This is a genomic window from Gordonia sp. 852002-50395_SCH5434458, assembly GCF_001665905.1.
Taxonomy (GTDB): Bacteria; Actinomycetota; Actinomycetes; order Mycobacteriales; family Mycobacteriaceae; genus Gordonia; species Gordonia jacobaea.
In genome coordinates this window covers 15862-39819 of the sequence record NZ_LZTC01000020.1, presented here as the reverse complement: position 1 = coordinate 39819, position 23958 = coordinate 15862, and the positions used below count along the sequence as shown (strand labels likewise).

General features: G+C 65.3%; 24 protein-coding genes and 1 tRNA gene. 14 read left to right on the top strand and 11 right to left on the bottom strand.

All coding sequences use genetic code 11. The features are described from left to right. Positions 1-83: 83 nt before the first annotated feature. Both A5785_RS04240 and A5785_RS04235 read right to left on the bottom strand, forming a co-directional pair. Positions 84-1529, bottom strand: coding sequence for an FAD-binding oxidoreductase (locus tag A5785_RS04240; protein WP_049700176.1), 1446 nt, complete (start codon positions 1527-1529; stop codon positions 84-86). Positions 1530-1574: 45 nt separating this feature from the next. Next, the gene (locus tag A5785_RS04235; protein WP_049700175.1) at positions 1575-3245 is read right to left on the bottom strand and encodes a phytoene desaturase family protein; all 1671 of its coding nucleotides are present in this window, start codon (positions 3243-3245) and stop codon (positions 1575-1577) included. A 167-nt stretch (positions 3246-3412) separates the two neighbouring features. Here A5785_RS04235 and A5785_RS04230 point away from each other — a divergent pair, with 167 nt between their 5' ends. The 5 genes from A5785_RS04230 to A5785_RS04210 all read left to right on the top strand — a co-directional run bounded on the left by A5785_RS04230 (position 3413) and on the right by A5785_RS04210 (position 9911). Beyond that, positions 3413-4243: an aldo/keto reductase gene (locus A5785_RS04230; RefSeq protein ID WP_049700298.1), complete on the top strand. Its 831-nt coding sequence runs from the start codon at positions 3413-3415 to the stop codon at positions 4241-4243. Positions 4244-4278: 35 nt separating this feature from the next. After that, a complete protein-coding gene (locus A5785_RS04225) occupies positions 4279-4785 on the top strand; it encodes a GtrA family protein (protein ID WP_082938009.1) in 507 nt (168 codons plus the stop codon). Between the two features lie 2 nt (positions 4786-4787). Beyond that, positions 4788-6215 (top strand): phytoene desaturase family protein, encoded by a 1428-nt coding sequence (locus A5785_RS04220; RefSeq protein ID WP_049700174.1) that lies wholly within the window; start codon positions 4788-4790, stop codon positions 6213-6215. Positions 6216-6463: 248 nt separating this feature from the next. Then, positions 6464-8368 carry a glycosyltransferase gene (locus A5785_RS04215; protein ID WP_049700173.1) on the top strand — a complete coding sequence of 635 codons (1905 nt, stop codon included), beginning with the start codon at positions 6464-6466 and terminating at the stop codon, positions 8366-8368. After that, on the top strand, positions 8355-9911 hold the full coding sequence (locus A5785_RS04210; protein WP_082938008.1) for a glycosyltransferase family 39 protein: 1557 nt from the start codon (positions 8355-8357) through the stop codon (positions 9909-9911). The genes A5785_RS04215 and A5785_RS04210 overlap by 14 nt, the downstream gene beginning before the upstream one ends. A gap of 127 nt (positions 9912-10038) precedes the next feature. On the opposite strand, the gene A5785_RS04205 is transcribed toward A5785_RS04210, so the two are convergent. The 5 genes from A5785_RS04205 to A5785_RS04185 all read right to left on the bottom strand — a co-directional run bounded on the left by A5785_RS04205 (position 10039) and on the right by A5785_RS04185 (position 14402). Then, positions 10039-10917 (bottom strand): TIGR03619 family F420-dependent LLM class oxidoreductase, encoded by an 879-nt coding sequence (locus A5785_RS04205; RefSeq protein ID WP_049700172.1) that lies wholly within the window; start codon positions 10915-10917, stop codon positions 10039-10041. Positions 10918-11111: 194 nt separating this feature from the next. Then, entirely contained in the window at positions 11112-12059 is a 948-nt protein-coding gene (gene glfT1 / locus A5785_RS04200; protein ID WP_049700171.1) for a galactofuranosyltransferase GlfT1, read from the bottom strand. Continuing rightward, on the bottom strand, positions 12056-12895 hold the full coding sequence (gene wzt, locus A5785_RS04195) for a galactan export ABC transporter ATP-binding subunit Wzt/RfbE (RefSeq protein ID WP_049700170.1): 840 nt from the start codon (positions 12893-12895) through the stop codon (positions 12056-12058). The genes glfT1 and wzt overlap by 4 nt, the downstream gene beginning before the upstream one ends. 3 nt (positions 12896-12898) lie before the next feature. After that, positions 12899-13768, bottom strand: a complete 870-nt coding sequence (wzm, locus tag A5785_RS04190) for a galactan export ABC transporter permease subunit Wzm/RfbD (protein WP_049700169.1) — start codon at positions 13766-13768, stop codon at positions 12899-12901. A 76-nt stretch (positions 13769-13844) separates the two neighbouring features. Further along, the gene (locus tag A5785_RS04185) at positions 13845-14402 is read right to left on the bottom strand and encodes a bacterial proteasome activator family protein (RefSeq protein ID WP_049700168.1); all 558 of its coding nucleotides are present in this window, start codon (positions 14400-14402) and stop codon (positions 13845-13847) included. A 138-nt stretch (positions 14403-14540) separates the two neighbouring features. On the opposite strand from A5785_RS04185, the gene A5785_RS04180 reads away from it, so the two are divergent. The 5 genes from A5785_RS04180 (at position 14541) to A5785_RS04160 (ending at position 17935) form a co-directional block, all read left to right on the top strand. Further along, the gene (locus A5785_RS04180) at positions 14541-15737 is read left to right on the top strand and encodes a cysteine desulfurase-like protein (RefSeq protein ID WP_049700167.1); all 1197 of its coding nucleotides are present in this window, start codon (positions 14541-14543) and stop codon (positions 15735-15737) included. Positions 15738-15819: 82 nt separating this feature from the next. After that, a complete protein-coding gene (locus A5785_RS04175) occupies positions 15820-16290 on the top strand; it encodes a MarR family winged helix-turn-helix transcriptional regulator (protein WP_049700166.1) in 471 nt (156 codons plus the stop codon). A gap of 43 nt (positions 16291-16333) precedes the next feature. Then, positions 16334-17308, top strand: a complete 975-nt coding sequence (locus A5785_RS04170) for an NAD(P)H-quinone oxidoreductase (RefSeq protein WP_049700165.1) — start codon at positions 16334-16336, stop codon at positions 17306-17308. 56 nt (positions 17309-17364) lie between these two features. Then, positions 17365-17449, top strand: a tRNA-Ser gene (locus tag A5785_RS04165). 129 nt (positions 17450-17578) lie between these two features. Continuing rightward, a complete protein-coding gene (locus A5785_RS04160) occupies positions 17579-17935 on the top strand; it encodes a hypothetical protein (protein ID WP_231895423.1) in 357 nt (118 codons plus the stop codon). A gap of 8 nt (positions 17936-17943) precedes the next feature. Here A5785_RS04160 and A5785_RS04155 read toward each other — a convergent pair whose 3' ends face one another. Further along, positions 17944-18429, bottom strand: a complete 486-nt coding sequence (locus A5785_RS04155) for an SRPBCC family protein (protein WP_049700164.1) — start codon at positions 18427-18429, stop codon at positions 17944-17946. 4 nt (positions 18430-18433) lie between these two features. Next, positions 18434-18793: an ArsR/SmtB family transcription factor gene (locus tag A5785_RS04150; protein WP_197494539.1), complete on the bottom strand. Its 360-nt coding sequence runs from the start codon at positions 18791-18793 to the stop codon at positions 18434-18436. A gap of 110 nt (positions 18794-18903) precedes the next feature. Between A5785_RS04150 and A5785_RS04145 the strand changes: the two genes are divergently transcribed. Beyond that, positions 18904-19368: an Rv2732c family membrane protein gene (locus A5785_RS04145; RefSeq protein ID WP_049700163.1), complete on the top strand. Its 465-nt coding sequence runs from the start codon at positions 18904-18906 to the stop codon at positions 19366-19368. Between the two features lie 8 nt (positions 19369-19376). After that, the gene (locus A5785_RS04140; RefSeq protein WP_156525437.1) at positions 19377-19664 is read left to right on the top strand and encodes a hypothetical protein; all 288 of its coding nucleotides are present in this window, start codon (positions 19377-19379) and stop codon (positions 19662-19664) included. Here A5785_RS04140 and A5785_RS04135 read toward each other — a convergent pair. Both A5785_RS04135 and A5785_RS04130 read right to left on the bottom strand, forming a co-directional pair. Continuing rightward, positions 19640-20239, bottom strand: coding sequence for a hypothetical protein (locus A5785_RS04135; RefSeq protein WP_049700162.1), 600 nt, complete (start codon positions 20237-20239; stop codon positions 19640-19642). The two genes, A5785_RS04140 and A5785_RS04135, sit on opposite strands and share 25 nt — an antisense overlap. Positions 20240-20338: 99 nt before the next feature. Next, on the bottom strand, positions 20339-21442 hold the full coding sequence (locus A5785_RS04130; protein WP_049700161.1) for a magnesium transporter CorA family protein: 1104 nt from the start codon (positions 21440-21442) through the stop codon (positions 20339-20341). A 70-nt stretch (positions 21443-21512) separates the two neighbouring features. Between A5785_RS04130 and A5785_RS04125 the strand changes: the two genes are divergently transcribed. Together A5785_RS04125 and A5785_RS04120 are read left to right on the top strand one after the other, a co-directional pair. After that, entirely contained in the window at positions 21513-22634 is a 1122-nt protein-coding gene (locus A5785_RS04125; RefSeq protein ID WP_049700160.1) for an acyltransferase family protein, read from the top strand. A 73-nt stretch (positions 22635-22707) separates the two neighbouring features. Beyond that, positions 22708-23949 (top strand): hypothetical protein, encoded by a 1242-nt coding sequence (locus A5785_RS04120; RefSeq protein ID WP_049700159.1) that lies wholly within the window; start codon positions 22708-22710, stop codon positions 23947-23949. The last annotated feature ends 9 nt before the right edge of the window (positions 23950-23958 follow it).

Genomic DNA, 23958 nt, shown 5'->3' with positions numbered 1-23958 from the left:
GGGTGTTGGGAAGTAGATGGTGGTCTGAACGGGCAACCGAATTCGGCCGCAACGCAATTCAGTACAGGCGAGCCGAGTTCACGTCAGTTGAGCTCAAGTCGTCGGCCCATGTCGGACAGGAACACGCCGGTCGGATCGATCTCGCGACGCTTGGCGATCCACTTGTCGATCTCCGGGTACATCTTGTGGAAGTGCTCGGCAGACGTGCGCGAATCCTTTGCGGTGTACAGCCTTCCGCCGATCTCCATGACCCGACGGTCCATGTCGTTTAGAAACTCTGCGAGCCCTGCGCGCAGCGGGAAGTCGAGGCAGACGTTCCACCCCTCGAACGGGAACGACAGCGGCGCTTTGGGATTGCCCTTGCCGAACAGCTTGATCACGTTGAGGAAGCTGATGTGACCCGACGCCTGGATGTCGGTGATGATCTTCTTGAACTCGTCCTCGTTGCCCTTGGGAACGATGAACTGGTACTGCGTGAATCCGCCGCCCTTGCCGTACGCGACGGGGCGCCCGTAGGCGTTGTTCCAGTTCCCGATCAGATCGAGCGGGTGATAGAACTGCGGCAGACTCTCGATGACGTCGCGCTTGTTCGATCCGGCCCGGTAGTAGAGCTCGCCGATGAGTCCGAAGTCGAATTTGTTGTCGAGTCCACGCGGGAAGATGTTCGGCAGCGTGATCAGCGGCTTCGGGTTGAACTTGAGCGGATCCTTCTTGAGCTTGTCCGGCAGTTCGTCAAACGTTGCCAGGTTGCCGCGGCTGAACGAACCGCGACCGAGCTTCGGGGCGGCGCTCATCGTGTCGAACCAGCCGGACGCGTACTCGTAGCCGTCCTCGTAGTTGTCCTCGAGGTGCAGCGCGATGGTCTCGTCGAGGTTGTTGGTGGTGAAGGTGTCTGCCTTGAAGTAGGCCGTCTCGGTGCGCTTGAGCTTGATCTTCACCCGCAGCACGATGCCCGTGAGGCCGATACCCGCCACCGTGCACCAGAACAGCGAGCCGTCGGGGTCGTCGGGCGAGCCGTCGGGAGTCAGGGTGAGAATCCGACCGTCTGCAACAAGCAGTTGCATCTCGGTGACGTGATCGCCGAACGCGCCGGTCGCGTGGTGGTTCTTGCCGTGGATGTCGTGCGCGATTGCGCCACCGATCGTGACCTGTCGCGTACCGGGCATCACCGGCACCCAGAAGCCGCGGGGCACGACGACCTTCATCAGGTGGTCGATCGAGAGGCCTGCGTCGACGTCGACGATGCCGGTCTCTTCGTCGAGCGAATAGATCCTGGTCAGCGGCGTCATGTCGACGGTCAGGCCACCGGAATTCTGCGCCGACTCGTTGTACGAGCGGCCAAGTCCACGGGCGATGACCCCACGCTTGAGGTAGTCCGGTTTGTCCGCGTTGTCGTCGGCGACCCGAGCCACCGCATCGGCGATGACCTCGGGGTATGGCGTCGACAGGACATGCCCGGTGATCGGGGTGGTACGTGACCATCCGGCCAGCGTGCGCGTGGTGATCGGCAGGAGCTCTTCAGTAGACATCGTTAGGGATCTTACCGCGACGGCAGATACGCCCGACGCAGCTTGTCAGCCTTCGAGCACCAACGCCGCCGCGTTGTGTCCGGGTATGCCACTGACACCACCGCCACGACGCGCCGCCGCACCAGCAAGCAACATGCGGGGGTGCCGCGTCTCGACACCCCATTGCCCGACGGCGTCCCGGTCTGGCGCCCACGGCCACTGCAGGCTCCGATGGAAGATGTTGCCGCCGGGCAGCCCGAGTGCGGCCTCGAGATCCTGCGGCGTCTTGGCCTCGAGACATGGATTGCCGTGGGCGTCGGTGCAGATCACAGACTGAATGGGTTCTGCAAGAACAGAATTCAACGAGTCCAGAGTGGCTTCGACGGCCCTGCTGGTTGCCGACGGCGCGTCGAAAACCGCCGGAGGCATCTGGAGTCCGAAGAGCGTCAGCGTGTGGCATCCGGCGAGCTCTGGTCCGAGAATTGACCTGTCGGACAGTGTGTGACAGTAGATTTCACACGGCGGGACGCTCGGGACCTTGTCGATGCTCGCCTGCTGCCACGCCGCATGCAGTTGGCCGTATGACTCGTTGATGTGGAACGTCCCGGAGAACGCCGCGTCGGGGAGCACTGATCCATCACGTAGCGCCGGCAACCGATTGAGCAGCATGTTGATCTTCAATTGTGCTCCGGCGGTGTCGGATTCGACGTCGAGCGGAACATCGAGGCAGTCGTTGATCGACTGCGGCGCACACGCGACGTAGAGCATCGAGGCGCGGAGGGTGGTCTCGACTCGGCTGCTCGCTGCGCTCGCGGCCGGCTCGACCAGCGGGGAGGAGCGGCTCGCGGCCGGATCGGCCGGCTCGACCAGCGGGGACGGGCTGCTCGCGGCCTGCGCGGAGCGCGCGTACTCGACAGTGCCATCGGCCGGGTCGATGCCCGTGATCCGCGCGCCGGTCACGATGCGTGCGCCCGCGGCGACGGCGGCCTCGTAGAGTGCGCCCGACACGGCGCCCATCCCGCCGACCGGGACGTCCCAGTCGCCGGTGCCGCCACCGATCAGGTGGTAGAGGAAGCAGATGTTCTGGCGCAGTCGGGCGTCGTGGAGGTCGGCAAAGGTGCCGATCAGCGCGTCGGTGGCGACGACACCGCGCACCACGTCGTCGGCAAAGTAGCGCTCGATGAGTTCGCCGAGTGGACGTTCGGTGAGCATCTCCCAGAGTTCGGCGAGTGAGGTGTCGAGGCCGGCAGGACGCGTCGCGCCTGCTACCAGGTCTCGCAGTTCCTCGCGGCTGCGCAGCGGTTCGATCAGCGTCGGGAAGACGCGACGTGCGATTTCACCCATCCGGCCGTAAAACCATTGCCACGACGCGAACTCCGTGTCGTCGCCGGTGATGCGTCGAAACGATTCGGCGGTCGCAGACTCGTCTGCGTTGTCGACGAGCAGGCCACGAGTGGGGTCGGTGGGCATGGGCGTGTACGACGAGTAGCGGCGTCGAATCAGCGAAATGTCCAGGTCCAGGTCGGTGATGATCTCGCGCGGCAGCAACGACACCAGATACGAGTAACGCGAAAGATGTGCGGGCACACCGGGAAACGGCGTCGCGGAGACGGTGGCACCGCCGACGTGGTCTGCACGCTCGAGCACCAGCACTCGACGTCCCGCACGCGCGAGGTACGCGGCAGCCGTCAGTCCGTTGTGACCCGCGCCGATGATGATGTCGTCGAAGCGTTCCATGCATCGAGCATGACCACCGTCGTGACGTGTTGTCGAGGGTCGAGGTACCCGACCGGTCGCTACGCGGTGTCGGGTCGGGCACTTCGGATACGTCATGGTCACGATGCGTCAACGACGGGGGTTGTTCACCGGGCACGATCGGTCGTCGCGACCATATCCTTGTGGACGTGGACATCCCCTCGGTCGAACTCTCGTCTGGATTCCGGTTACCTCTCGTCGGCCTCGGAACCTACGACATGCTCGGCATGCCCTGCGTCGATGCCGTGTCCGACGCACTCCGGTCCGGATATCGCCTGCTCGACACCGCGTCGAGGTACTCCAACGAACTCAGCGTCGGGATGGGGTTGCGTGAATCGGGCGTCGCGCGCGACGAGGTCGCCGTGCAGACCAAACTCGGCGGTGGCGACCAGGGATTCGACGAGGCGATCAACGCGGCCAAGGAGAGCGCTCGACGGCTCGGTGTCGCGCACATCGACATCTACCTGATTCATTGGCCTTGCCCGAGCCTCGGTCGAACCGTCGACTCCTGGAAGGCGCTGCTGACCCTCGCGGACGAGGGGTTCATCACCGTGCCAGGTGTGTCGAACTTCAAGGCGCATCAACTGCAGATGCTCTACGACGAAACGGGCGTCTGGCCGCAGGTCAACCAGATCCAGTGCTCACCTGCACTCGCACGAGATGAGTTGCGCGAGTTCATGTCCGAGCGTGGAATCGTCGCGCAGGCGTGGCACCCGACGGGCCGCAAGGAAGGCATGCTCGGCGACGCCGTGATCATCAGACTCGCACGCAAGTACGGCAAGTCGCCGACGCAGATCGCGCTGCGCTGGTCGGTGCAGCAGGGCATCTCGGTGGTACCCAAGTCGTCGCATCGCGGTCGGCAACTCGAGAACGCCGACCTCTTCGACTTCTCCTTCGACGCCGCCGACCTGGCAGAACTGGCAACGCTCGACCGTGGCGAGAAGGCGGCCCGCGACTCAGACGTCGAAGAGGAGTTCTGAAACAGAGCCTGCCGGGCACCGTCTAGGGTGGCAGGGTGCAAGACGCAACCTCCGACGACGGGCACGACCACAAGTCGCGGCACGAAGACTTCAAGACGCGCCACGCGCCGACGCCGATCGAACTACCCGTCGACGATGCGGAGGCCTCGACCGACGTTTCGCTGAAGACCCAGATACTTCGGTTCGTCATCAGCGGCGTGATCTCCGGCATCCTCGACTTCGGGCTGACCACGATCCTGCAGTTCGGTTTCGGGTTGCCGCCCGTGGTGTCGAAGGCCGTCGGCTTCATCTGCGGCACCACCTGTGCGTACATCATCAACCGTCGCTGGACATTCCGCGCATCGCCGAGTGCGGCTCGGTTCATCGCGGTCGCACTGCTCTACTGCTGCACGTTCTTCGTCAACGTCGGCATCTACACCTGGCTGGCGCACGTCTGGGAGCACACGTTCCTCAACAGCCTCATTGCCTATGTGATCGCGCAGGGCACGGCGACGGTCATCAACTTCGTGGTGCAGCGCACCGTCATCTTCCGAGTCACATAGTCATGCCGACCGCGGTTGTCGTCGGCGCAGGCCCGAACGGGTTGTCGGCAGCGGTCCGACTCGCGCAGGCGGGGCTCGACGTCACGGTCCTCGAGGGTGCAGACACGATAGGCGGCGGCACGCGGTCGGGTCCGTTCGACGACGAGTTTCCCGAGGTCATCGTCGACCATTGCTCTGCGTTCCATCCGCTGGGGACGTCGTCGCCCTATCTGCGCACCCTGCCCCTCGCCGAGCACGGACTGCGCTGGTCCTGGCCCGACATCGACTGTGCGCACCCGCGCGACGACGGCAGCGCTGCACTTCTGTTCCGCGACATCGAGCGCACCGCCGCCGGTTTCGCCGCCGCGGGATTCCCCGGGGCGGGCGACCGATGGATCGGGCTGCTCGGCAAGGTCTCGACGCACTTCCCCGAGGTCGCCGACGACGTGCTATCGCCGATGCTGGCGCTGCCGCAGCACCCGCTGCTGCTGGCGCGTTTCGGGTTGCCCGCGCTGATGCCTGCGACGGCCCTTGCCCGCTTCCTCGGTCCGCATGCGGGCGCTCTGTTCACCGGCATGGCCGCGCACGGTTTCACCCGCCTCGACCTTCCGGGAAGCTCTGCTGCCGGACTTATGCTGACCGCAGCGGGCCACCACGGTGGCTGGCCGGTCGCGGTCGGCGGGTCGTCGGCGATCACGACCGCGCTCGCCGGACTGCTGCGCTCGCTCGGCGGCACTATTGAGACCGGACACACCGTCTCCGACGTTGCGCAGATCCCCGCCGACATCGTGATCCTCGACGTCATGCCGGGCTCAGCCGCCGACATCCTCGGTGCGCGCCAGCCCGCACGCGTCGCTCGGTCGTATCGGCGATGGCGGCGCGGCCCGGCGGCGTTCAAGGTCGACTACGTGATCGACGACGAGGTCGGCTGGACGGCGCGTGACTGCGCTCGCGCGGGCACCGTGCACCTCGGCGGCGAGGCGTCGGACATCGCGAAGGCCGAAGTCGACGTCGTCGCGGGACGGATGCCTCGTCGTCCGTTCACCCTCGTCGGGCAGCAGTGGGTCGCCGACGAGAGTCGAGCGTCGGGGAGTCTCAAGCCGCTGTGGGCCTATGCCCATGTGCCGCAGGGATATTCGGGCGACGCGACCGAGTATGTGACCTCACAGATCGAGCGCTTCGCTCCGGGCTTCCGCAACAGGATCGTCGCGGTCCGTGCGACGACGCCTGCCGAACTGGAACGGTCGAATCCGAACTATCCCGGCGGCGACATCGGCGGCGGACGCAACGACCTCGTGCACCTCGTCGCCCGACCACGCCTCACGCCGTCGCCGTACTCGACGGGAGCCGACGGCGTGTACCTGTGCTCGGCCGCGACGCCACCCGGTGGTGGAGCGCATGGAATGTGCGGCTTCGGTGCCGCCCAGGCCGCGCTGGCCGGGCTCCGCTGAGGACGTGACGGTAGCTGTCGGTCGCACGAACGACATGTAACGCGTGTGTCCGAGGGCCCGACAGAACTGATACGCGAGTTCGGTCGCGATGGTCAGCCCGATTCGACCGAATGCGTTGCGACGGCGCCGACTTGTGCAGCAGTGGTGTTCAGGTGTCAGTGACAGGGTGTTCACAGGCCTTGGGTTACTGTGGCCGTCGGGGCCGACACGTGTGGCGCGAGAGCCCCCGAAGAGATGAATGGGATGCAATGTCGACAGCAGCACAGCCGACCACGACCGATACCCCGCACACGGACCCGTCTGATTTGCGCGAGATGACCAATTCTCCTTCGGGCCGCCTGCTCGTCCAGCGCACGCTGTTCACCGGTCCGGATACCCGGATCGAGCCGGGGATGTACGCCGACACCGACCTCTCCAGGGTGCGACTCGATCGCCGCAGAGCTCATCTCGGACCCGGGGCGCGACTGTCGGCGAACACCTACTTCGGACGTTTTCCCGCAGCCTTCTGGCAGAGCTACACCCGCGTGCGGTCCGTCCGCCTCGAGTTCGACCACGACTGCGCACCCGGCACGACGCTGCGGATCGACATCCGTGCCTCCGACATCAGCGGTCGCGAACGTCCGGTGCAGACCGCGGAGGTCTCCGGACAGGGCCATGTGAGCTTCGACCTCGACGTCAAGCGATTCATCGACGGTGGAGCCCTCTGGTTCGAGTTGACCGCCATCGACGGGCCGGCAAGCATCTCCGGTGTCGAGTGGAGCGTGGACTCTCGGGTCCGTGACCGGCCCGTGTCTGTCGTCATGTGCACGCACAACCGTCCGGCCGACGCGGTGGCGACAGTGTTGGCGCTCGCATCCGATCCCGTCGTGCTCGAGAGGGTCGCCGCCGTGTACGTCGTCGACCAGGGCACCGACCGTGTCGCCGACCAGGCGCGGTTCAGCGAGGTCACCGCGGTACTCGGCGACCGTCTGCACTACATCACTCAGCCCAACCTCGGCGGCGCGGGAGGATTCAACCGCGGTATCCACGAGGTCACCAAGGGCGGCAGCCACGACACCGACATCGTCGTGATGGACGACGACATCACGTGCGAACCCGAGTCCATCCTCCGGCTGACCTCCTTTGCCAACAGCACGGCGCGACCGATGCTCGTCGGTTCGCAGATGTTGCTGGCGTCGGAGACCTACCGGGTGCACATGACCGGCGAGTGGGAAGCGCTCGACGAGCTCAAGGCCGGACGTCCCGGTGCGTACGGCAAGCAGGGACTGAACGCGCTCGAGAAGCAACAGGACGCGCGCACCGACGCCGGATGGAACGGTTGGTGGTCGTGCCTGCTCCCGGTCGAGGCTGTCTATGCGGCTGGACTCTCGCTGCCGCTGTTCTTCCAGTGGGACGACATCGAGTTCGGTATTCGCGCGCGCCGCAACGGTTTTCCGACGGTCACGCTGCCCAACGCGGGCGTCTGGCACGCCGACTTCCACCTCAAGGACTACGACGACTGGTCGCGCTACTTCAGTTGGCGTAACGCGCTCATCGTCGCGGCGATCCACGGGCCGTACGACCCGAAGCACCTCGCGACCGTCATCGCCAAGGAGGTCGGCGCGCACATCGTCTCCATGCGCTACGGCCTCGCCGCGACTTTCCTTCTGGCCGTTCGTGATTTCCTGCGCGGACCGTCGATCCTCGACGACGGCGGAATGTCGAAGCTGTCCGAGTTGAAGGAACTGCGTGCGCAGTATCCGGACACGGTCATCCGCGACAGCGCCGACGTGTTCGTCGACGCCGATCCCAACACGAGGATCTCACGCCGCGGACCGCTGCCGGACGAAGACAAAGAGACTCGCGTGCTGGTCAAACGTGCTGTGCAGCAATGGCTCGGCCGGGTATCGCCAGCACCCGTCTCCATTTCTGCCGACGACGGACGGTGGTGGCACGTAGGGCTCTTCTCGTCGGCCATCGTCACCGATTCGTCGCAGACGGGTGTACGAGTCAGGCGGCGCGACAAGCAGATCGCGGTCCGGCTCGGACGAGAACTCGCACAGTTGTGCCTCGAACTGCGTCGTGACGGACTCGACGTCGCCGACGGGTGGCGACAGGCAATGCCCGAACTGACGAGTCGCGAGAACTGGACGAGATTGTTTGACGGCGACTGAACGACTCCGCTCCGCCCGACCCGCACTGGTGGTCGGGATCTTTGGAGTGGTGTTGTGCGCGTACGGTTCCTGGCGTCCGTCGCTCTGGTACGACGAGGCCGCGACGGTGTCTGCGGTGCACCGTCCACTGTCGGCGATGTGGGATCTGCTCGCTCAGATCGATGCCGTGCACGCGCTCTACTACCTGTGCATGCATGTGTGGACCAAGGTGTTCGGGCTGTCGGAGTTCTCGCTGAGGTTCCCGTCCGCATTGGCGGTCGGTGTCGCAGCAGGCCTGCTCGTCGTTCTCGGTACCCGACTGTGGGACACACGTTTTGGCGTGATCGCCGGCCTGGTGCTCCTGTGTCTGCCGCGCACGACCTGGGCGGGCTCTGAGGCCCGATCCTATGCCGGCACAATCGCTTTCGGGATCGCCATGACGCTGGTCCTGCTTATCGCGCTCGACGTCGACGACGGTGCCTCTCGGCGACGACGCTGGGGGTGGTGGGCGGCATACGTCGCGGTCTCTGTCGTCGGTGTGGTGTGGTTCTTCTTCACCATCATGCTGCTCTCCGTGCACCTGCTGATCGTGCTGATGAAGGGTCGGGGGCGAGATAGGTCGCGATTACGCTGGACGGTAGGCGCTTTCGTCATCTCCGCGATTATCGTGTGCGCACTTGTCGCGCCATTCGCGCGCGTCTTCGTCTCGCAACGGGCGCAGATCTCGTGGGTCGAGCAGATGTCGCCACGGACGCTCGGCAACTATGCACGATTCGAGTTCTTCGACGGCGCAACCATTTTCCTCATCGTCGGCGCTGTCGTCGTGGTGGCAGGACTCGCCGCCGCTGCTGTCCTCGGTGCCCGCGGGCGATGGTCGACCCTGGTCATCGGACTGCTGTGGGTCTTCGTGCCCGCGGCACTGGTGTTCGTGTTCTCGTGGTTGGTCGACGCCGTCTACACACCCCGCTACCTGATCTTCACAGCCGGTGGGCTGGCGCTGATCCTGGCGTGGGCGGTGTGTCAGATCGCTCGCGACCGTGTGTGGGTGGCAGCGCTTCTCGTCGTGGTTCTGGCCGCGGCCGCAACGCCGACGTACCTCGCCGACCGCAGCGCGTACGGCCGACTCGGCGGCACCGACTTCTCCGAGGCCGCCGACTTCATCGGCTCGAACGCACATTCCGGCGACTGCGTCGCGTTCTCCACCGCGCCGACGTGGAGCCCGGTCTCGCAGCGAGTCGTCCTGCGCGCCAAGCCCGACGACTTCGTGGGACTGCGCGACGTCGGCCCCTCGGTCGACGCGATCCACGGGGACGTGCTCTGGGACGGCGACAAACCCGTCGCCGTCTATCGACGGTTCGCCGAGCAGTGCCAGGTGATGTGGGTGATCACCGACAAGGACCGCGACCACGGCTACGTCGCCTACCCCGGCGCCATCGGCTACTGGGTGTTCTCACCCAGCCACTTCACCTCGACGCCGCTCTACCAACAACTTTCGGCCGCCGGACTGCACGTCGTGCGCCAGGTTCCCTTCAACAACACGCAGGTCGTCGAGATGCGCCGCTGACGTCGAGCGTGTCGACTGGGCGCTTGAGCGCGTCGACTGGGCGCCTCATCCCGTCGAGTGGGCGCTCCAGCGCGTCGACCGTGCGTCACGTCGTGCCGACTGGGCGCTCCAGCGTGCCGACTGTGCGTCAGCCGTTCACCTTCGCGATCACGTTCTCGGCGTAGGCGTTCAGATGGTCGATCTTGGTCGCGAGCGGCTCGGTGTCGTCGCCCATCACGTACGGAAGGCGGAAGCCGACGATCACATCGGTGATTCCCTTGTCCTCCAACCTCTTACATCCGTCGACCGTATAGGCGTCGAGTGAGATGACGTGGATCTCGAAGGGGTCGTTGAGTTTTCCCTCCGCTTTGCGGATGTCGGTGATCTTGTCGAGCAGGGCGTCGAGTTCCTCCGCGGGGCCGCCTCCGTGCATCCATCCGTCGCCTCGGATCACGGCTCGACGCAGCGCGGCGTCGGCGTGCCCTCCGACGAGGAGTGGGATCGGCTCTGTGGGTGCGGGGGTCATCTTGATGCGTGGAATGTCGTAGAACTCGCCGTGGAATTCGAAGTATTCACCCGACGTCAGGCCACGGAAGATGTCCATGCATTCGTCCATGCGCTTGCCACGTCGCGCGAAGTCGACGCCCATGAACTCATAGTCCTCCGGCCACGGGCTGGTGCCGACGCCTAGTGCGAGTCGGTTGTTTGTCAGGTACGCAACAGAACTCGCCTGCTTGGCCACCAGCGCCGGCGGTCGCACGGGGAGTTTGAGAACGAACGGCGTGAAGCGGATCGTCGACGTGACGGCACCGAGCGCCGCGGCCTCGATGAACGTCTCGATGAACGCCTTGCCGTCGAGGAACTCACGATTGCCGTCCGGCGTGTACGGATAGGTGGCGTCGGACTCCTCTGGGTACGCGAGCGAGTCGGGAATCGTGAACCCCGCGTACCCGGCCTCCTCGGCCGCCTGGGCGAGTGGTGCGTAGAAGCTGGGATCTGTCATCGCCTCGGCGAAGGTGAACCGCATGTGTCTCCCCTGTGGATCGGTGTCTGATCACAGAGTAGAACACGTTCTAGTTTCGGCGAGGGTGGTCGGCGAATTGCGCCCATTCGGCACGACGAAGCGCCCAGTCGATGAGACGAAGCGCACTGTCGGCAGGCTAGAGCGCCCACTCGGCACGACGAAGCGCCCACTCGACGCGACGAAGCGCCCAATCGACGTCAGTCGGGCCGCACGAACCGTTCGCGGCGGCCGAGTTGCTGCAGCCGGAACCACTCGCGGAAGCCCGCGACGTCGCGCTGCTGCACCAGGAAGTACCAGCCGAATCGTGCGTACTCCTGTGGGAGCAATTTGCGCATGCCGGGCTGGTTCATGAGGAAGCCGCGGTTGCGGTAGGTGAAGAAGCGCTTCACCGAGTTGTCGGGATACTGCGTGTGCATGCGGCCGCCGAGGATCGGGCGGAACTCGTCGGAGCCGTACGGGTGTAGATATGCCGTGGTCAGGCACGTGCCGAAACGTAAACCGGAGCGCACGAGGCGGCGGTGCACCTCGACCTCGTCGCCGCGGAAGAACAGCCGGAGGTCGGGGACGCCGACGACGTCGAGCGCGTGCGCAGAGAACAGTGCGCCGTTGAACAGCGACGCGATGCCCGGCAGCAGGTCGTCGTCGCCGTCGGGCTCGCCGTCGCCCTCGAACAACTCCGACCGCTTGCGCCGCCACGCCACGCCGCGGCGCAACGGGAAGGCGAGGGTGTCGGGGTCGTCGATGTTGACGACGACGGGTGAGACCTCGTCGAGCCGATGACGTGCGGCGCACTCGAGCAGCGTCGACAAAACTTCGCTGTCCTCAGGGCGTCCGTCATCGTCGGCGCACCACACCCAGTCGGCGCCGAGTGACAGCGCGGTCAACATGCCGAGCGCAAACCCGCCCGCGCCCCCGAGGTTGCGCTGCGAACCCACGTAGGTCGTCGGAATGGGTTGTGCGGCAACGAGGTCGGCGACCTGTTGTTCGTTGCCGTTGTCGACGACGACGAGGTGGTCGACAGGTCGGGACTGTGCGGAGACCACGGCAAGCGACTCGGCGAGCAACTCCGCTCGACGATGGGTCACCACAACGGCAATGACACGCGAGGCAATGACGCGCGAGGTCGAGCCCGTGGAGTCGCTCATGCGGGCTTGCCGTCGGTCCGATGCATCTCGTCGAGCACTTCGCGCACGTGCGCTGCGGCGGTCGGACCCTCGTAGGCGCCGACCACCTCCTCGATCCCGCCGTCCATCCGGATCTCGCCGTGGTCGATCCAGAGCGCGCGGTCGCACAGTTGGGCCAAGAACTCGTTGGAGTGACTGGCGAAAACCAGGATTCCCGAGCGCTCGACCAGCGACTGCAGCCGCGTACGCGCCTTCTTCATGAACTCCGCGTCGACGGCTCCGATGCCCTCGTCGAGGATCAGGATCTCGGGATCGATGCTGGTCACCACACCCAGGGCGAGGCGCACGCGCATACCGGTCGAGTAGGTGCGCAGCGGCATGTTGAGGTAGTCGCCGAGCTCGGAGAACTCCGCGATCTCGTCGGTCTTGCGCAGCATCTCCTTACGGCTCACGCCCAGGAACATGCCGCGGATGAGGATGTTCTCGTAGCCGGAGATCTCCGGGTCCATGCCGACGCCGAGGTCGAAGACCGGGGCCACGCGACCCTTCACCCGACATGAGCCGCGCGTCGGTTCGTAGATGCCCGACAGCAAGCGCAGCAGCGTCGACTTACCGGCACCGTTGTGACCGACGAGCCCCACGCGATCGCCGTGTTCGAGGTGCAGGTTGATGTTCTTGAGTGCTTCGACAACCACCACGTTCGACGCATTGGCGCCGATCACGCCGCCCGCGGCACCGAGCACCGACTTTTTCAGCGACCGCGTCTTGGCGTCGAAGATGGGGAAGTCGACGCAGGCGTCCCAGGTGTCGACGCGGACGGCGTCGTTCTTGATCTCAGGTTCTCTGGAGCTGGTCACGACTCACACCCAATACGGAACTCGGGCGCGGTAATTGCGCATGATGAACAGGGCGAGAAGGCATCCCGCGACGGTGCAGCCGATGACGATCGCCCAGTGATAGAAGGCGACCGATTCGCCGAGCAGCGGACCGCGCGTGATCTCGAGATAGTGGAACATCGGGTTGATCTCGAAGATCCGTGCCCGCGACGAGCCCTCTCCGGTGACCTTGTGCAGCGACGACGCGCTCCAGATGATCGGCGTCATGAAGAACACCAGGCGCACGGCGGTGCTGAGTAGCTGTCCGATGTCGCGGAATCGGGTGGTCAGGATGCCGAAGACCATCGCGACCCACACGCTGTTGATGACGAACAGGATCATCGCCGGGATGATCAGCACGACGGTCCAGCTCAGGTGGATGTGCTTCCAGAAGATCGCCAGCAGCACCAGGTAGATGACGATGTTGTGCGCGAAGATGATGAGCTGCCGCCACGCGAGTCGGTAGACATGCACCGACAGCGGTGACGGGATCTGCTTGATCAACCCCTCGTTCTTGGCGAACACCTCCGAGCCGTCGAGAATCGATCCCTCGATGAAGCCCCAGAAGATGAAGCCGAGCGTCACGTACGGCAGGAACGTTGTGATGTCCTCGTCGAACAGCTGCGAATACAGCAGACCCATCGCCACGGCCGTGATGCCGGTCGCGATCGTGATCCACAACGGTCCGAGCACCGAACGCCGATACCGCTGTTTGATGTCCTGCCATCCGAGAAGCGCCCAGAGCTCCCTCGCGCGGAGTCCGTCCGAGAGGTCCTTGAACGCCCGCCGAAACGACCTCGAATCCGACGTCGTGGGTGGTGGCGGAACTTCCCGCTCGTTGACTACCGCTGACACGGGGATTCAGCATACAAGCGAGCAGTTCGACGATCCGGAACGGGCGGTGTCGAGCGAGGAGTCCGCGGCCCGATACTCAGAGGTACTGACCGGTGCTCGGTCCGCCGCCGGGACCACCTGGACCCACGATTCCGGGAGGCAGAGCGCCCTGTCGCATCTGCTCGAGCTGCGCACGCGCTGCCATCTGCTGGGCGAACAGCGCTGTCTGGATCCCGTGGAAGAGTCCTTCGAGCCACCCGACGAGCTGTGCCTGCGCGATACGCAGTTCGGCATCGGAAGGCGTCGAGTCGTCGGAGAAGGGGAGTGCGAGGCGTTCGAGCTCTTCACGCAGCTCGGGGGCGAGGCCGTCTTCCAGTTCGCTGATCGACGTCTGGTGGATCTCGCGGAGCCGGTTGCGCGACGCCTCGTCGAGCGGAGCTGCCCGCACTTCCTCGAGCAACTGCTTGATCATCGTGCCGATCCGCATGACCTTGGCGGGTTGCTCGACCATGTCGGCCACACTGTCTTTGGATTCGGCGTCTTTCCCGGTCTCGTGGTCGTCGGGCCCGACAACCACGATGTTCTCGTCGGCGGTTGCCGGAGAACCGAAACCGCGGGGATCAAACGCTCCGGACGATGTGCCTTCGCTAGCCATGTCCCCATTGTGCCGAAAGCCGCCGACACCCGTCAGCAGTAGTCGGTATTGCTCCCGACGCCAGGGGACGCCGTCGCCGCGCGGCGTTCGGCGACAACCCGTCCGTTCGTCGAGGGCGGGCCGTCTATCGTGGCTGGCATGAGTCTCGACGTCGCCGCCGTGCGAGGACTGTTCCCCTCGCTCGGCGACGGCTGGATTCATTTCGACGCGCAGGCCGGGATGCTCATCCCCGACTCTGTTGCCAGCGCGGTCTCGTCGGGATTCCGCCAGCTCGGCGCGGCGCCGGGCGGGGTCTATCCGGGTGCGGTCCGCACCACCGAAGCCATCGACGGCGCACGTCGAGCGGTCGCCGATCTCGTCGGCGCGCAGGCCGCGGGAGTGGTCCTGGGACCCTCCCGATCGGCGCTCGTGTGGACCCTGGCGGAGTCGATCGCCCCCAACACCTGGCTCGGCGGCGACGTCGTCGTGAGTCATGCCGACGACGAGCCGAACATCGTGCCGTGGCTGCGGGTCGTCGGACGCTATGGCGGTTCTGTGCGGTGGGCCGAACTCGACATCGAGACGGGTGAGCTGCCCGCGTGGCAGTACAAGAATCTCGTCGGTGCGCGAACGGCAGTCGTCGCCGTCACCTTGGCGTCGTCGACTCTCGGTGCCATCACCGATATCCCCGCGATCGCCCGCTTCGCACACGCACGTGGTGCGATGCTCGTCGTCGACGCGACGAATGCTGCTCCCTACATGCCGCTCGACATCGCCGAACTCGGTGCGGATGTGCTCGTGGTGTCCGCCGAGCGGTGGGGCGGTCCGCGGGTCGCGGCAATGGTGTTCCGGGATCCGAAGGTCATCGATCGGCTCGTCCCGATGTCGGTCGACCCGCGTGCGGTCGGCCCCGCACGTCTCGAACTCGAACCGCTACAGGGCGGACTGCTGACCGGGCTGGTCGCGTCGATCGAACATCTCGCCTCGCTCGACGCCGACGCGATCGGCAAGCGGCGCCGACGACTTGTCGCCTCCCTCGACGCGGTCAACGAGTATCTCGACCGGCTGATGGTCTACCTCACGACGACTCTGGAGCAGCTCAGTCAGGTCTCGGTGGTCGGGACGCCTGGTAACCGCGTCCCGACGCTCAGCTTCACCTTCGATCAGGTCTCGGCGGACAAGGTGGTTCGACGCCTCTCCGACAACGGGATCTGTGCGCTCGCCGACCTCCCGTGCCGAGCGCTGACACGCATGGGTGCAAGCGACTTCGGCGGCGCGGTGACCGTCGGTCTCGGACCCTATTCGACGCCGTACGAAGTTGACCATCTGGTCAGAACTCTCGGGTCGCTCGGTTAGGCAACGTCGCAGCGTATTGCGTGTGGGTCGACCGATCCACACGGTTTCGCATTTAGCTACAACGCATACTAAGTTGACCAATGTGAACGACCCCGAACCCCGCCCTCCCGCGCCTGATACACCGGAGCTGACCGCCGATCAGGTCGCGCTCTGGAACTCGTTCGTGGATGGCGGATGGGCGCTGATGGCTCAGGTCAACAGCACGTTCGGCGCAAACGGCTGGACTACAACCGACCTGCGCATCCTCGAAGTTCTCGCGACGCGTGAGCAGTTCGGCATCAGTGAACTCGCGGCGACCGTGCACATGGGCGTCAGCACCATGTCCCGTCAGATCGGCAGACTGATCGACACCGGCGACGTCGTCCGCGTACGTTCGGACCTCGACGGCAGACACCGACTCGTCCGCATCACCGACACCGGCCGCAGCACGTTGGCCCGGATCTCGCGGGTGCGCAACGGCGTGATCCGCGAGTACGTCTTCGACGTCCTGGGCGAGGAAGGCTTCACCACCATCTGCCTCGCCATGCGGAAGGTCCGGGGCTCCTGGTCCTGACGGTTACGCCCGTTCGACGCCACTTTCGGGCAGCATCGATGGCATGCGTGCAATCACCGTCGAGTCCGATACCGCCACATTGTCTGTCGCCGAAGTACCCGATCCGACGCCGGGACCCGGCGAGGTGCTCATCGAGGTCGCGGCAGCCGGCGTGAACCGTGCCGACCTACTCCAGAAACAGGGCCTGTATCCACCGCCGCCTGGGGCGTCGGAGATTCTCGGTCTCGAGGTGTCGGGCCGGATCGTCGAACTTGGTCCAGAGGTGACGGAGTGGTCCGTCGGCGACGAGGTGTGTGCCCTGCTCGCGGGCGGCGGGTACGCCGAGCTGGTGGTGGTTCCGGCCGTGCAGGTGCTGCCGAAGCCGTCGAATGTGGACCTGATCGAGGCAGCGGGACTGCCGGAGGTTGCGTGCACGGTTGTCTCGAACCTGCTGCTCACGGCGCACCTGCAGCTTGACGAGCTGGTGCTCATTCATGGAGGCTCCAGCGGGATCGGCACCCATGCGACGCAGCTGTGTCGCGCGCTGGGAGCCAGGGTCGCGGTGACGGCGCGGACGAAGGAGAAGCTGGCGCGCTCGGCGGAGTACGGGGCCGAGATCCTCATCGACTACTCGTCGGAGGACTTCGTCGAGGTGATCTCCGGGCACGGTGGCGCCAACGTGATCCTCGACATCATCGGCGCGGCCTATCTGCCGCGCAACGTCAAGGCTCTCGCCACGGGAGGGCGCCTGGTCATCATCGGCATGCAGGGCGGCGTCAAGGGTGAGTTACCCATCGGCGCAATGATTTCCAAGCGGCTCTCGGTGTACGGCACCGCGCTGCGCTCGAGGCCGGTGACCGGGGCCGACGGCAAGGCGTCGATCGTCGAGAAGACCTACACGCGAACCTGGCCGTTGATCGAGGCCGGCTCTGTGGTGCCGGTGACCGACTCGGTCTTCGAGCTCGCCGACGCCCAGGCCGCCCACGAGCGACTCAACAGCGGCGACGCGATCGGCAAGGTGCTGCTGCGCGTTGGTTGATGAGGGAACGGGCTGATGGTGGTCTCGCGCTGCGGGTCACGTACCCTTTTCGGCAGGGAAGCGTGGCAGAGCGGCCGAATGCACTCGCCTTGAAAGCGAGCGTGGGTAAAACCACCGGGGGTTCAAATCCCTCCGCTTCCGCAGAAGAGGCCGAGTTGCGTGGGATCCAGAGGGGCATTTTTGTACCCCTGCGTCCCACGCAACTGAACCTCATTTCGGCGAACGACGGGTCCAAGTAATCGCTGAGACCTTATGGCACAATTCCGGCCTGTGAAGAAGCTGATAGCAAGTGTAATGATCGGCGGCGCCGCTGCCGCAGGAGTTCTCGTGGGTGGCGGAGCGGCGCACGCCGACGTCTCGCCTGGCAACTATCGATACTGCAACACCGAGTTCCAGGGTTTCCACGTTCCGGTGCCGTGGTGTTCGGACATGACGGTTCGCAATCACCGGTTAGGGGTCACCCCAAGCTTCCGTGGCTACCCCATCACAACCGTTGGCAAGTACGAGTACGTCAACATGGGCCAGGGCAACGGACTCAAGATGTACAAGACGCGCAACGGATATGCGGGCTCGCAGTATCAGGGCAACAAGGTCATCGCCAAGTTCGTTCTGACGCGCAAGCGCTGAGCGCGCGGTCAACCTGCCAGGAACTGATCGATCTGGTTGAGCGACTGCGTCGCGCCCTCGGCCATGCCCATGTCGAGGACCTTCTGCAGTCCCTCAACCGTTTCGTACGTACTCACGTAGGTGGCGATGGTTCGGCCATCGTTGTCGGCGAACGAGTATGTGCTGTGCGACAACGGAAGTGAATCGATCGGCGTGAAGTTTTCGTCGGCGAAGCCGTCGCGGAAGCTGAAGTTCGACGGCTTGTCGACGGAGTCGACGAGCCAGTAGCCCGCGTACTTTTCGCCGTCGGGTCCGGTCATGTAGTACGTGACACGCCCGCCCGGCGCCAGGTTGTGGTCGACGAACGTTGCGGGGTATTCCGGTGGGCCCCAGACCTTCTCGAGCTGACGCGGATCGGCGTAGATCTGCCAGACGCGTTCAACCGGAGCTGCGAACTCGGCTGTGATGGTGAGGGATCGGTCGTCGAGATTCTTGGTGACGTCGATGACGGGCATTGTCTTACTCCTCTTTGTCGGCAGCTGTCGACGGAGTGTCGTCGACAGCAAGTAGTGCGTCGATTCGGTCGATCCGGCCGCGCCAGACCTGCTCGAGCTCGTCGAGTAGGTCCGACACGGCGCGCACGGCCTCGACGTCGCCGGAGGCAAGTTGTTCACGCCCTCGGCGACGTTTTGTCAGCAGTCCGGAGCGTTCGAGCACGGCGACGTGTTTCTGTACCGCGGCGAAGCTCATGTCGTAGTCGGCGGCGAGTGTCGACACCGACTGCTCCTGCGCGAGCACGCGCCGCATGATGTCGCGGCGGGTTCGATCGGCAAGTGCGTGGAACAGTGCGTCTGCCTGGTCCTCTGCCGTTGTGCTCACGATGCAAACGTACAACTGATTGGTTGTACGTGTCTACCCTTTCGTGAAATTGGCCTGTATTGCGCACCCCGGGTCCTGCGCCCCGAGCGCTAGCGGAGGACACTGGTGGGATGCGCGACGACGGGAGAGGTGTAGACCGCGACGAACTGGACCCTCGGCTCGCGGACTCCCTTCGTGGAATCGAACGCAGGGTCATGGCAGAGGTCCCGCTCCGCGGGCGTGCGGTCGCCGCCATCTGGGTGGCCGTCGTGGTACTCGCGGGCATGAGCGTCGTGACTGCCCTGACCGGAACGTCGACGCCGCTCTCGGAACTCGCCGTCATCTTCGGCGCCGCCGCCGTGGTGCTGTCCATGGTCGCGGTGATTGTTCGACGTTTCGCACCCTGCTGGATCGCAGCAGCGGTCAGCGCCGTCGCGGTGCCGATCTCGATTCTGGGCTACTGGGCGGATCAGACTGCGCGCCAACAGACTTCGCTTGGGCTGTTGGTGGCCGCGCTGTGCCACATCGCGCTCGTGGTCAACTGGGTGCAGTGCGTGCGCCCGCCGGCGGGGCACAACGGAGGTCACGCCTCGTAGCTGTGGCCGTGGGTGATCTCGACAAGCTCGATCAGCGAAGGGGCCGCTCGATCGGCGGGTTTGGCTCGTTCAGCGAAGGGCGCTCGATCAGCGAAGGGCGCTCGATCAGCGAGGGGCGCTCGATCAGCGGGGTGATCTCGACGAGCTCGATCAGCGAGGGGCCGCTCGATCGGCGCGAGGCGCCTACACAACTCGGTCGTGAGCGCGGCGCCATCACAATAATCTCCTCGGCGGTCCGCTCAGGTACGAGTTGTGTACGTACCGGCGGTCGTCAGGACGGGGCCATGGCGCGCTGAGCCTTCTCGAGCGCGGCGAGGGTGCGTAGTACGTATTCGCGACGCGAGGTCAGGTCGGCGATGCGGGCCTTGGCGGAGAGTCCCGATTCCTGCTCGGCGGCGGCCAGGCGCCCGTCGATGTCGGTGAGTTCGTTCAGCAGACCCTCGGCGCGGCTGAGAAGCTCCGCGCGGTCGGGCCGCGAAACGTCGTTGCGTCGTGTCGGGCTCGTGGTTGCCGTGCTCGCCTTGTCGCCCGCGCTCTTCACGGCGCCCGACTTCACAGCGCTCGACTTCACCGCGGCCGCAGACGTTCGCGACGCGGATCGCTTGGGTCGAGGAGCAGGGGTGCTCGTGCGGATCCGGTTCAACTCGGTGTACGCGTCGCGAGCGCCGACACGGTGCTCGCGCTCCTCCTCGTCGTCGCATTCCACGGAGCCGCCGAGCGGGCGCAGACCGTAGAAACCCAAGAACTTGCGCGCCTCGGTGATCGTCACCTCGAGCTCGCGGCACTTGCCGCAGCGCACTTCGTCACGGAAGTCCGCGACGTCATCGGTGGAGGAGCACCACTCACACGGGGTGGCAGTGTTTTCGGTCACGACAGCTTCGGCAGTTCTGGAGAGCACGTTCGAAAACAATACGGGACAAGAGGTTTCAGATTCCAATTCGAGCGTGTCGCACACCGACACCCCGCGTGACTACAGCCAATCCCGCTTGCGGAAGTTGATGTAGAGCACGATGACAGACCCGACGATCAGGATCGCACTGACCCAGACACCCCACGACGTGCTGTATCCGGGGAACAGCACGTTCTGTCCGTAGTAGCCGGTGATGAGGGTCGGCACAGCGATGATCGCGGCCCACGCGGTCAACTTCTTCATCACGGTGTTGAGCCGCGCGTCCATCAACGAGAGGTTCGTCTCGAAGACGCTGCTGAGCATGTCGCGCAGTGACTCGGTCCACTCGGCGGCGCGCAGCACGTGGTCGTAGAGGTCGGAGTAGTTGGGGTCGAGCTCGGCCGCGTGTTCTCCGCGATCCTGGTAGCGGTGTCGCTGGATGGTGCCGACCACCTCGCGCATCGGGAGCACCACCCGCCGCAGCACCACGAGATCCTTGCGCAGGTCATACGTCCGACGTTGCAGACTCACGTTGGGAACGGACTCGTCGAACAAATAGTCCTCGAGCTCCTCGATCTGGTCGTCGAGTACCTGGACCGCGTCGAAGTGGCCGTCGACCACGACGTCGAGCACCACGTAGAGCAACCCGCCGACCCCGAGCGACGCGGCGTTCGTGTCCTCGCAGCGTTCCACCACGGTCTTGATCCCGTCGCCCGGATGCATACGCACCGTGATGACGGCGTTGTCCTTGATGAAGATCGAGATGCGGTGCAATGTAAAGGATTTGGCGCGCTGATTCTGCCCGTTGTTGGCGACCACCCCCGACCTCGGAGGTGGTGGATCGTCGGAGTCGTCGTCAGCGTCGTCGTCGGAATCGCTGTCGGAGCGTCGAACATTCTGTGTCGCAGACGTTTTCATCTCGATGCCGTACACCATGATGAAGGTGTGGTCGCTGTAGGTGACGGTCTTGACGCGCTCGGCGGCCGAGATCGTGTCTTCGATGGCGAACTTGTTCAACCCGAGTTCGTCTGCGAGCGAAGAGAGCGTCTCATGGGTCGGGCACTGCAGGTCGGCCCACACGACGGTGTCGGACTCGCCGATGAGGTCGGAGACCGATTCGAGGGAGAATCCGTCGACCTTCTTGCCATCGCGCCAGATCTGGCCCTGGATGCGCTCGTCTCCCATGACGTCATCCTGCCACGCGACGAGAGGTCCTCGACGCTGCCGCGCTCGCTCGACCTGGCAGGATCGGCCCATGGCCCACCGCATCCCGTCTCTCACCGGAGTGCGTGCGCTGGCTGCGGCCGCGGTCTGCCTGACACATGCGGCCTTCTGGACCGGCAACTACACCGACGACTACGTCGGACGCCTCTTCTCTCGGTTCGAGGTCGGCGTCGCCATCTTCTTCGTGCTCTCGGGGTTTCTGCTGTTCTCGGAGTGGATTCGGCCGCTGCAGAAGGGCTCGGCCCCACCGTCGACTCGACGCTACTTCTGGCATCGCGCACGGCGAATCCTGCCCGCGTACTGGATCACGGTGATCGCGGTCTACCTCATCTACGGCTGGTATTCGCCGGGTGGCGAGGCCGCGGTGACAGGCGTTGGCTGGTCGGGTTTCTGGCGAAACATGACCCTGACGCAGGTCTACGGCATCGGCCACCTGCATGCCGGCCTGACCCAGATGTGGAGTCTCGCAGCAGAAGTCGTGTTCTACCTGCTCCTGCCGGTGATCGCCTGGCTGCTGATCGTCGTCGTGTGCCGACGTCGCTGGCGACCCGATCTGCTCATCGGTGGGCTGCTCGTGATCGGGCTGGTCAGTCCGGTGTGGTCGGTGCTCGTCGACGGCAATCCCGACGCCGATCCGACAGCCCGACTCTGGGCGCCTGCTTTCCTCGGATGGTTCGTCGCCGGCATGGTCCTGGCGGTCTGTGCGCCGCTCGTCGCCAAGTGGAACACCTGGTTCTGGCTCACGGCCGCGGGTGTCGCGTTCCTCGTGTCGGGTCTGCCGCTGGCAGGAGAGCCGACGATCACGCCGAGCACGGCGTCGGCCACCATCGTCAAGCATCTGCTCTACCTCGTCATCGCCGTCGGAATGGTTGGTCCGCTCACCGCCACCGACCAGTCGTCGCCGTGGGCTCGGCTGTGCGGCAGCCGTCCCGTCGTGTGGCTCGGCGAGATCTCCTACGAGTTCTTCCTCGTGCACGTACTCGTACTCGAAGTGGTCATGGACCTGCTGAACTATCGCGTGTTCAGCGGCAACGTCGTGGTGGCGTTCGTGGTGACAACCGCGATCAGCATCCCCGTCGCGTGGGCGCTGCACCGCGCGACCCGACCGCTGTGGCGTGCGCCGACGCCTCGGGCACCCGAATTGCGCAGGTAGAATCTGGGAACGCGGCGGGGTGAACTGACTACTCTCGCCCGCAAGACGGTCCCGAACCAAAGGCGTTACGACGATGATCGACAAGAGCGCGGCCCAGCGGGGTGGCGACAGCAGTGCTCAGATCCGCAGCTGGTGTGAGCGATCGGCCGTCGCCGGTGAACGCCCCGAACTCTCCGATGCCGCCGCACTGCTCGTGGCGTCGGGGTATCTCACCCCGGCAGGCCGGGCGATCCTGGTCCGCCGAATCTCTTCCGGATTGCCTGTACCGACGCTGCCCACGGGTTTCGGTGAGTTGCGTCGACTCCAGCGGGCGATCGTCCAGCTCGAAAGCCAACTCGACGCCCCGATGGTGCCCGGAATGGTCGTGACGCTGATGCGCGGGCGTCTCAACGGGCTGCTGCGTCGGCGCGACGACTCGCGCAAGCTGATCGTGACCGCGAAGGGTGTTTTCGCAGGTAGTACGCGCGCCATCCGTAGGGAACGTCGAGAGAACGTGTACCTCGAGATCGAAGAGCGGGAGCGCCTGTTCGCCGGACTGCTCTGCACACCGACCCCGAACGTGAACACGTCGAACCCGATGCGTCGTGCGGGAACGGCGGCTGTCGAACGGATCGCGGGCGTCGTCGGACAGGTCGCCGCCCGCTCGGGATATCCGCAGGCCGGGGAGTGGGCTAACCGCGTCGCCGCCGTCGACGGAACTCCCGCTTCGCCGAGAAACCCCGCCTCACCGCTGTCCGGTGTGGCGAACTTCGTCGACGGCTACGAGACGCTGATGTTCCTCGCCGCCCACTACTACGACCGCATCATGCGCAATCCGGCGTGGCGGTCCGACCACTTCGCCGTGCAGCGCACGCAGGTCAATCTGCACGCCGAACTCGCCGAGATCGTCGCCGACGTCATCGCGCTGCGCTCGGTGCGGATCGACCTCGACCGCGCCAAGCGAAACGGCGGATTCGACGCCTCGTTCGCCGCCCAGATCGATCGTCGTGAAACGGTATTGCGGCCGGTCTGGACCGAGCTCATCGACCGTGTGCAGGCGCTCGGCGACGTCGCGTACGTCGTCGAGTCGGCCGCCGTCGAACTGCAGATCCTGTCCGAATACAACAGGGCCGCAACCATCGACGACCGGATCGACGCGCTCATCGCCAGGTCGGGCGACCGGGAGATCTCCGTCGACAACGCCAAACGTCTGACCGAGCAGGTGCGCAGCGGCGAGGAGCAGTTGCGTATCTACCGCGACGTCCTCGAGGGCAACATCGCACGCATTTCGCCTGCCGTGCCGCGGGAGCTACCCGCCCGCTACGAGCCGTCCTGACCCGCGTCG

Excerpts from the sequence above, each read along its gene's own strand:
- A5785_RS04240 (WP_049700176.1), bottom strand. The coding sequence starts at position 1,529 with ATGTCTACTGAAGAGCTCCTGCCGATCACCACGCGCACGCTGGCCGGA.
- A5785_RS04235 (WP_049700175.1), bottom strand. The coding sequence starts at position 3,245 with ATGGAACGCTTCGACGACATCATCATCGGCGCGGGTCACAACGGACTG.
- A5785_RS04220 (WP_049700174.1), top strand. The coding sequence starts at position 4,788 with ATGCCGACCGCGGTTGTCGTCGGCGCAGGCCCGAACGGGTTGTCGGCA.
- A5785_RS04215 (WP_049700173.1), top strand. The coding sequence starts at position 6,464 with ATGTCGACAGCAGCACAGCCGACCACGACCGATACCCCGCACACGGAC.
- A5785_RS04205 (WP_049700172.1), bottom strand. The coding sequence starts at position 10,917 with ATGCGGTTCACCTTCGCCGAGGCGATGACAGATCCCAGCTTCTACGCA.
- glfT1 (WP_049700171.1), bottom strand. The coding sequence starts at position 12,059 with ATGAGCGACTCCACGGGCTCGACCTCGCGCGTCATTGCCTCGCGTGTC.
- A5785_RS04185 (WP_049700168.1), bottom strand. The coding sequence starts at position 14,402 with ATGGCTAGCGAAGGCACATCGTCCGGAGCGTTTGATCCCCGCGGTTTC.
- A5785_RS04180 (WP_049700167.1), top strand. The coding sequence starts at position 14,541 with ATGAGTCTCGACGTCGCCGCCGTGCGAGGACTGTTCCCCTCGCTCGGC.
- A5785_RS04170 (WP_049700165.1), top strand. The coding sequence starts at position 16,334 with ATGCGTGCAATCACCGTCGAGTCCGATACCGCCACATTGTCTGTCGCC.
- A5785_RS04155 (WP_049700164.1), bottom strand. The coding sequence starts at position 18,429 with ATGCCCGTCATCGACGTCACCAAGAATCTCGACGACCGATCCCTCACC.
- A5785_RS04145 (WP_049700163.1), top strand. The coding sequence starts at position 18,904 with ATGCGCGACGACGGGAGAGGTGTAGACCGCGACGAACTGGACCCTCGG.
- A5785_RS04130 (WP_049700161.1), bottom strand. The coding sequence starts at position 21,442 with ATGGGAGACGAGCGCATCCAGGGCCAGATCTGGCGCGATGGCAAGAAG.
- A5785_RS04125 (WP_049700160.1), top strand. The coding sequence starts at position 21,513 with ATGGCCCACCGCATCCCGTCTCTCACCGGAGTGCGTGCGCTGGCTGCG.
- A5785_RS04120 (WP_049700159.1), top strand. The coding sequence starts at position 22,708 with ATGATCGACAAGAGCGCGGCCCAGCGGGGTGGCGACAGCAGTGCTCAG.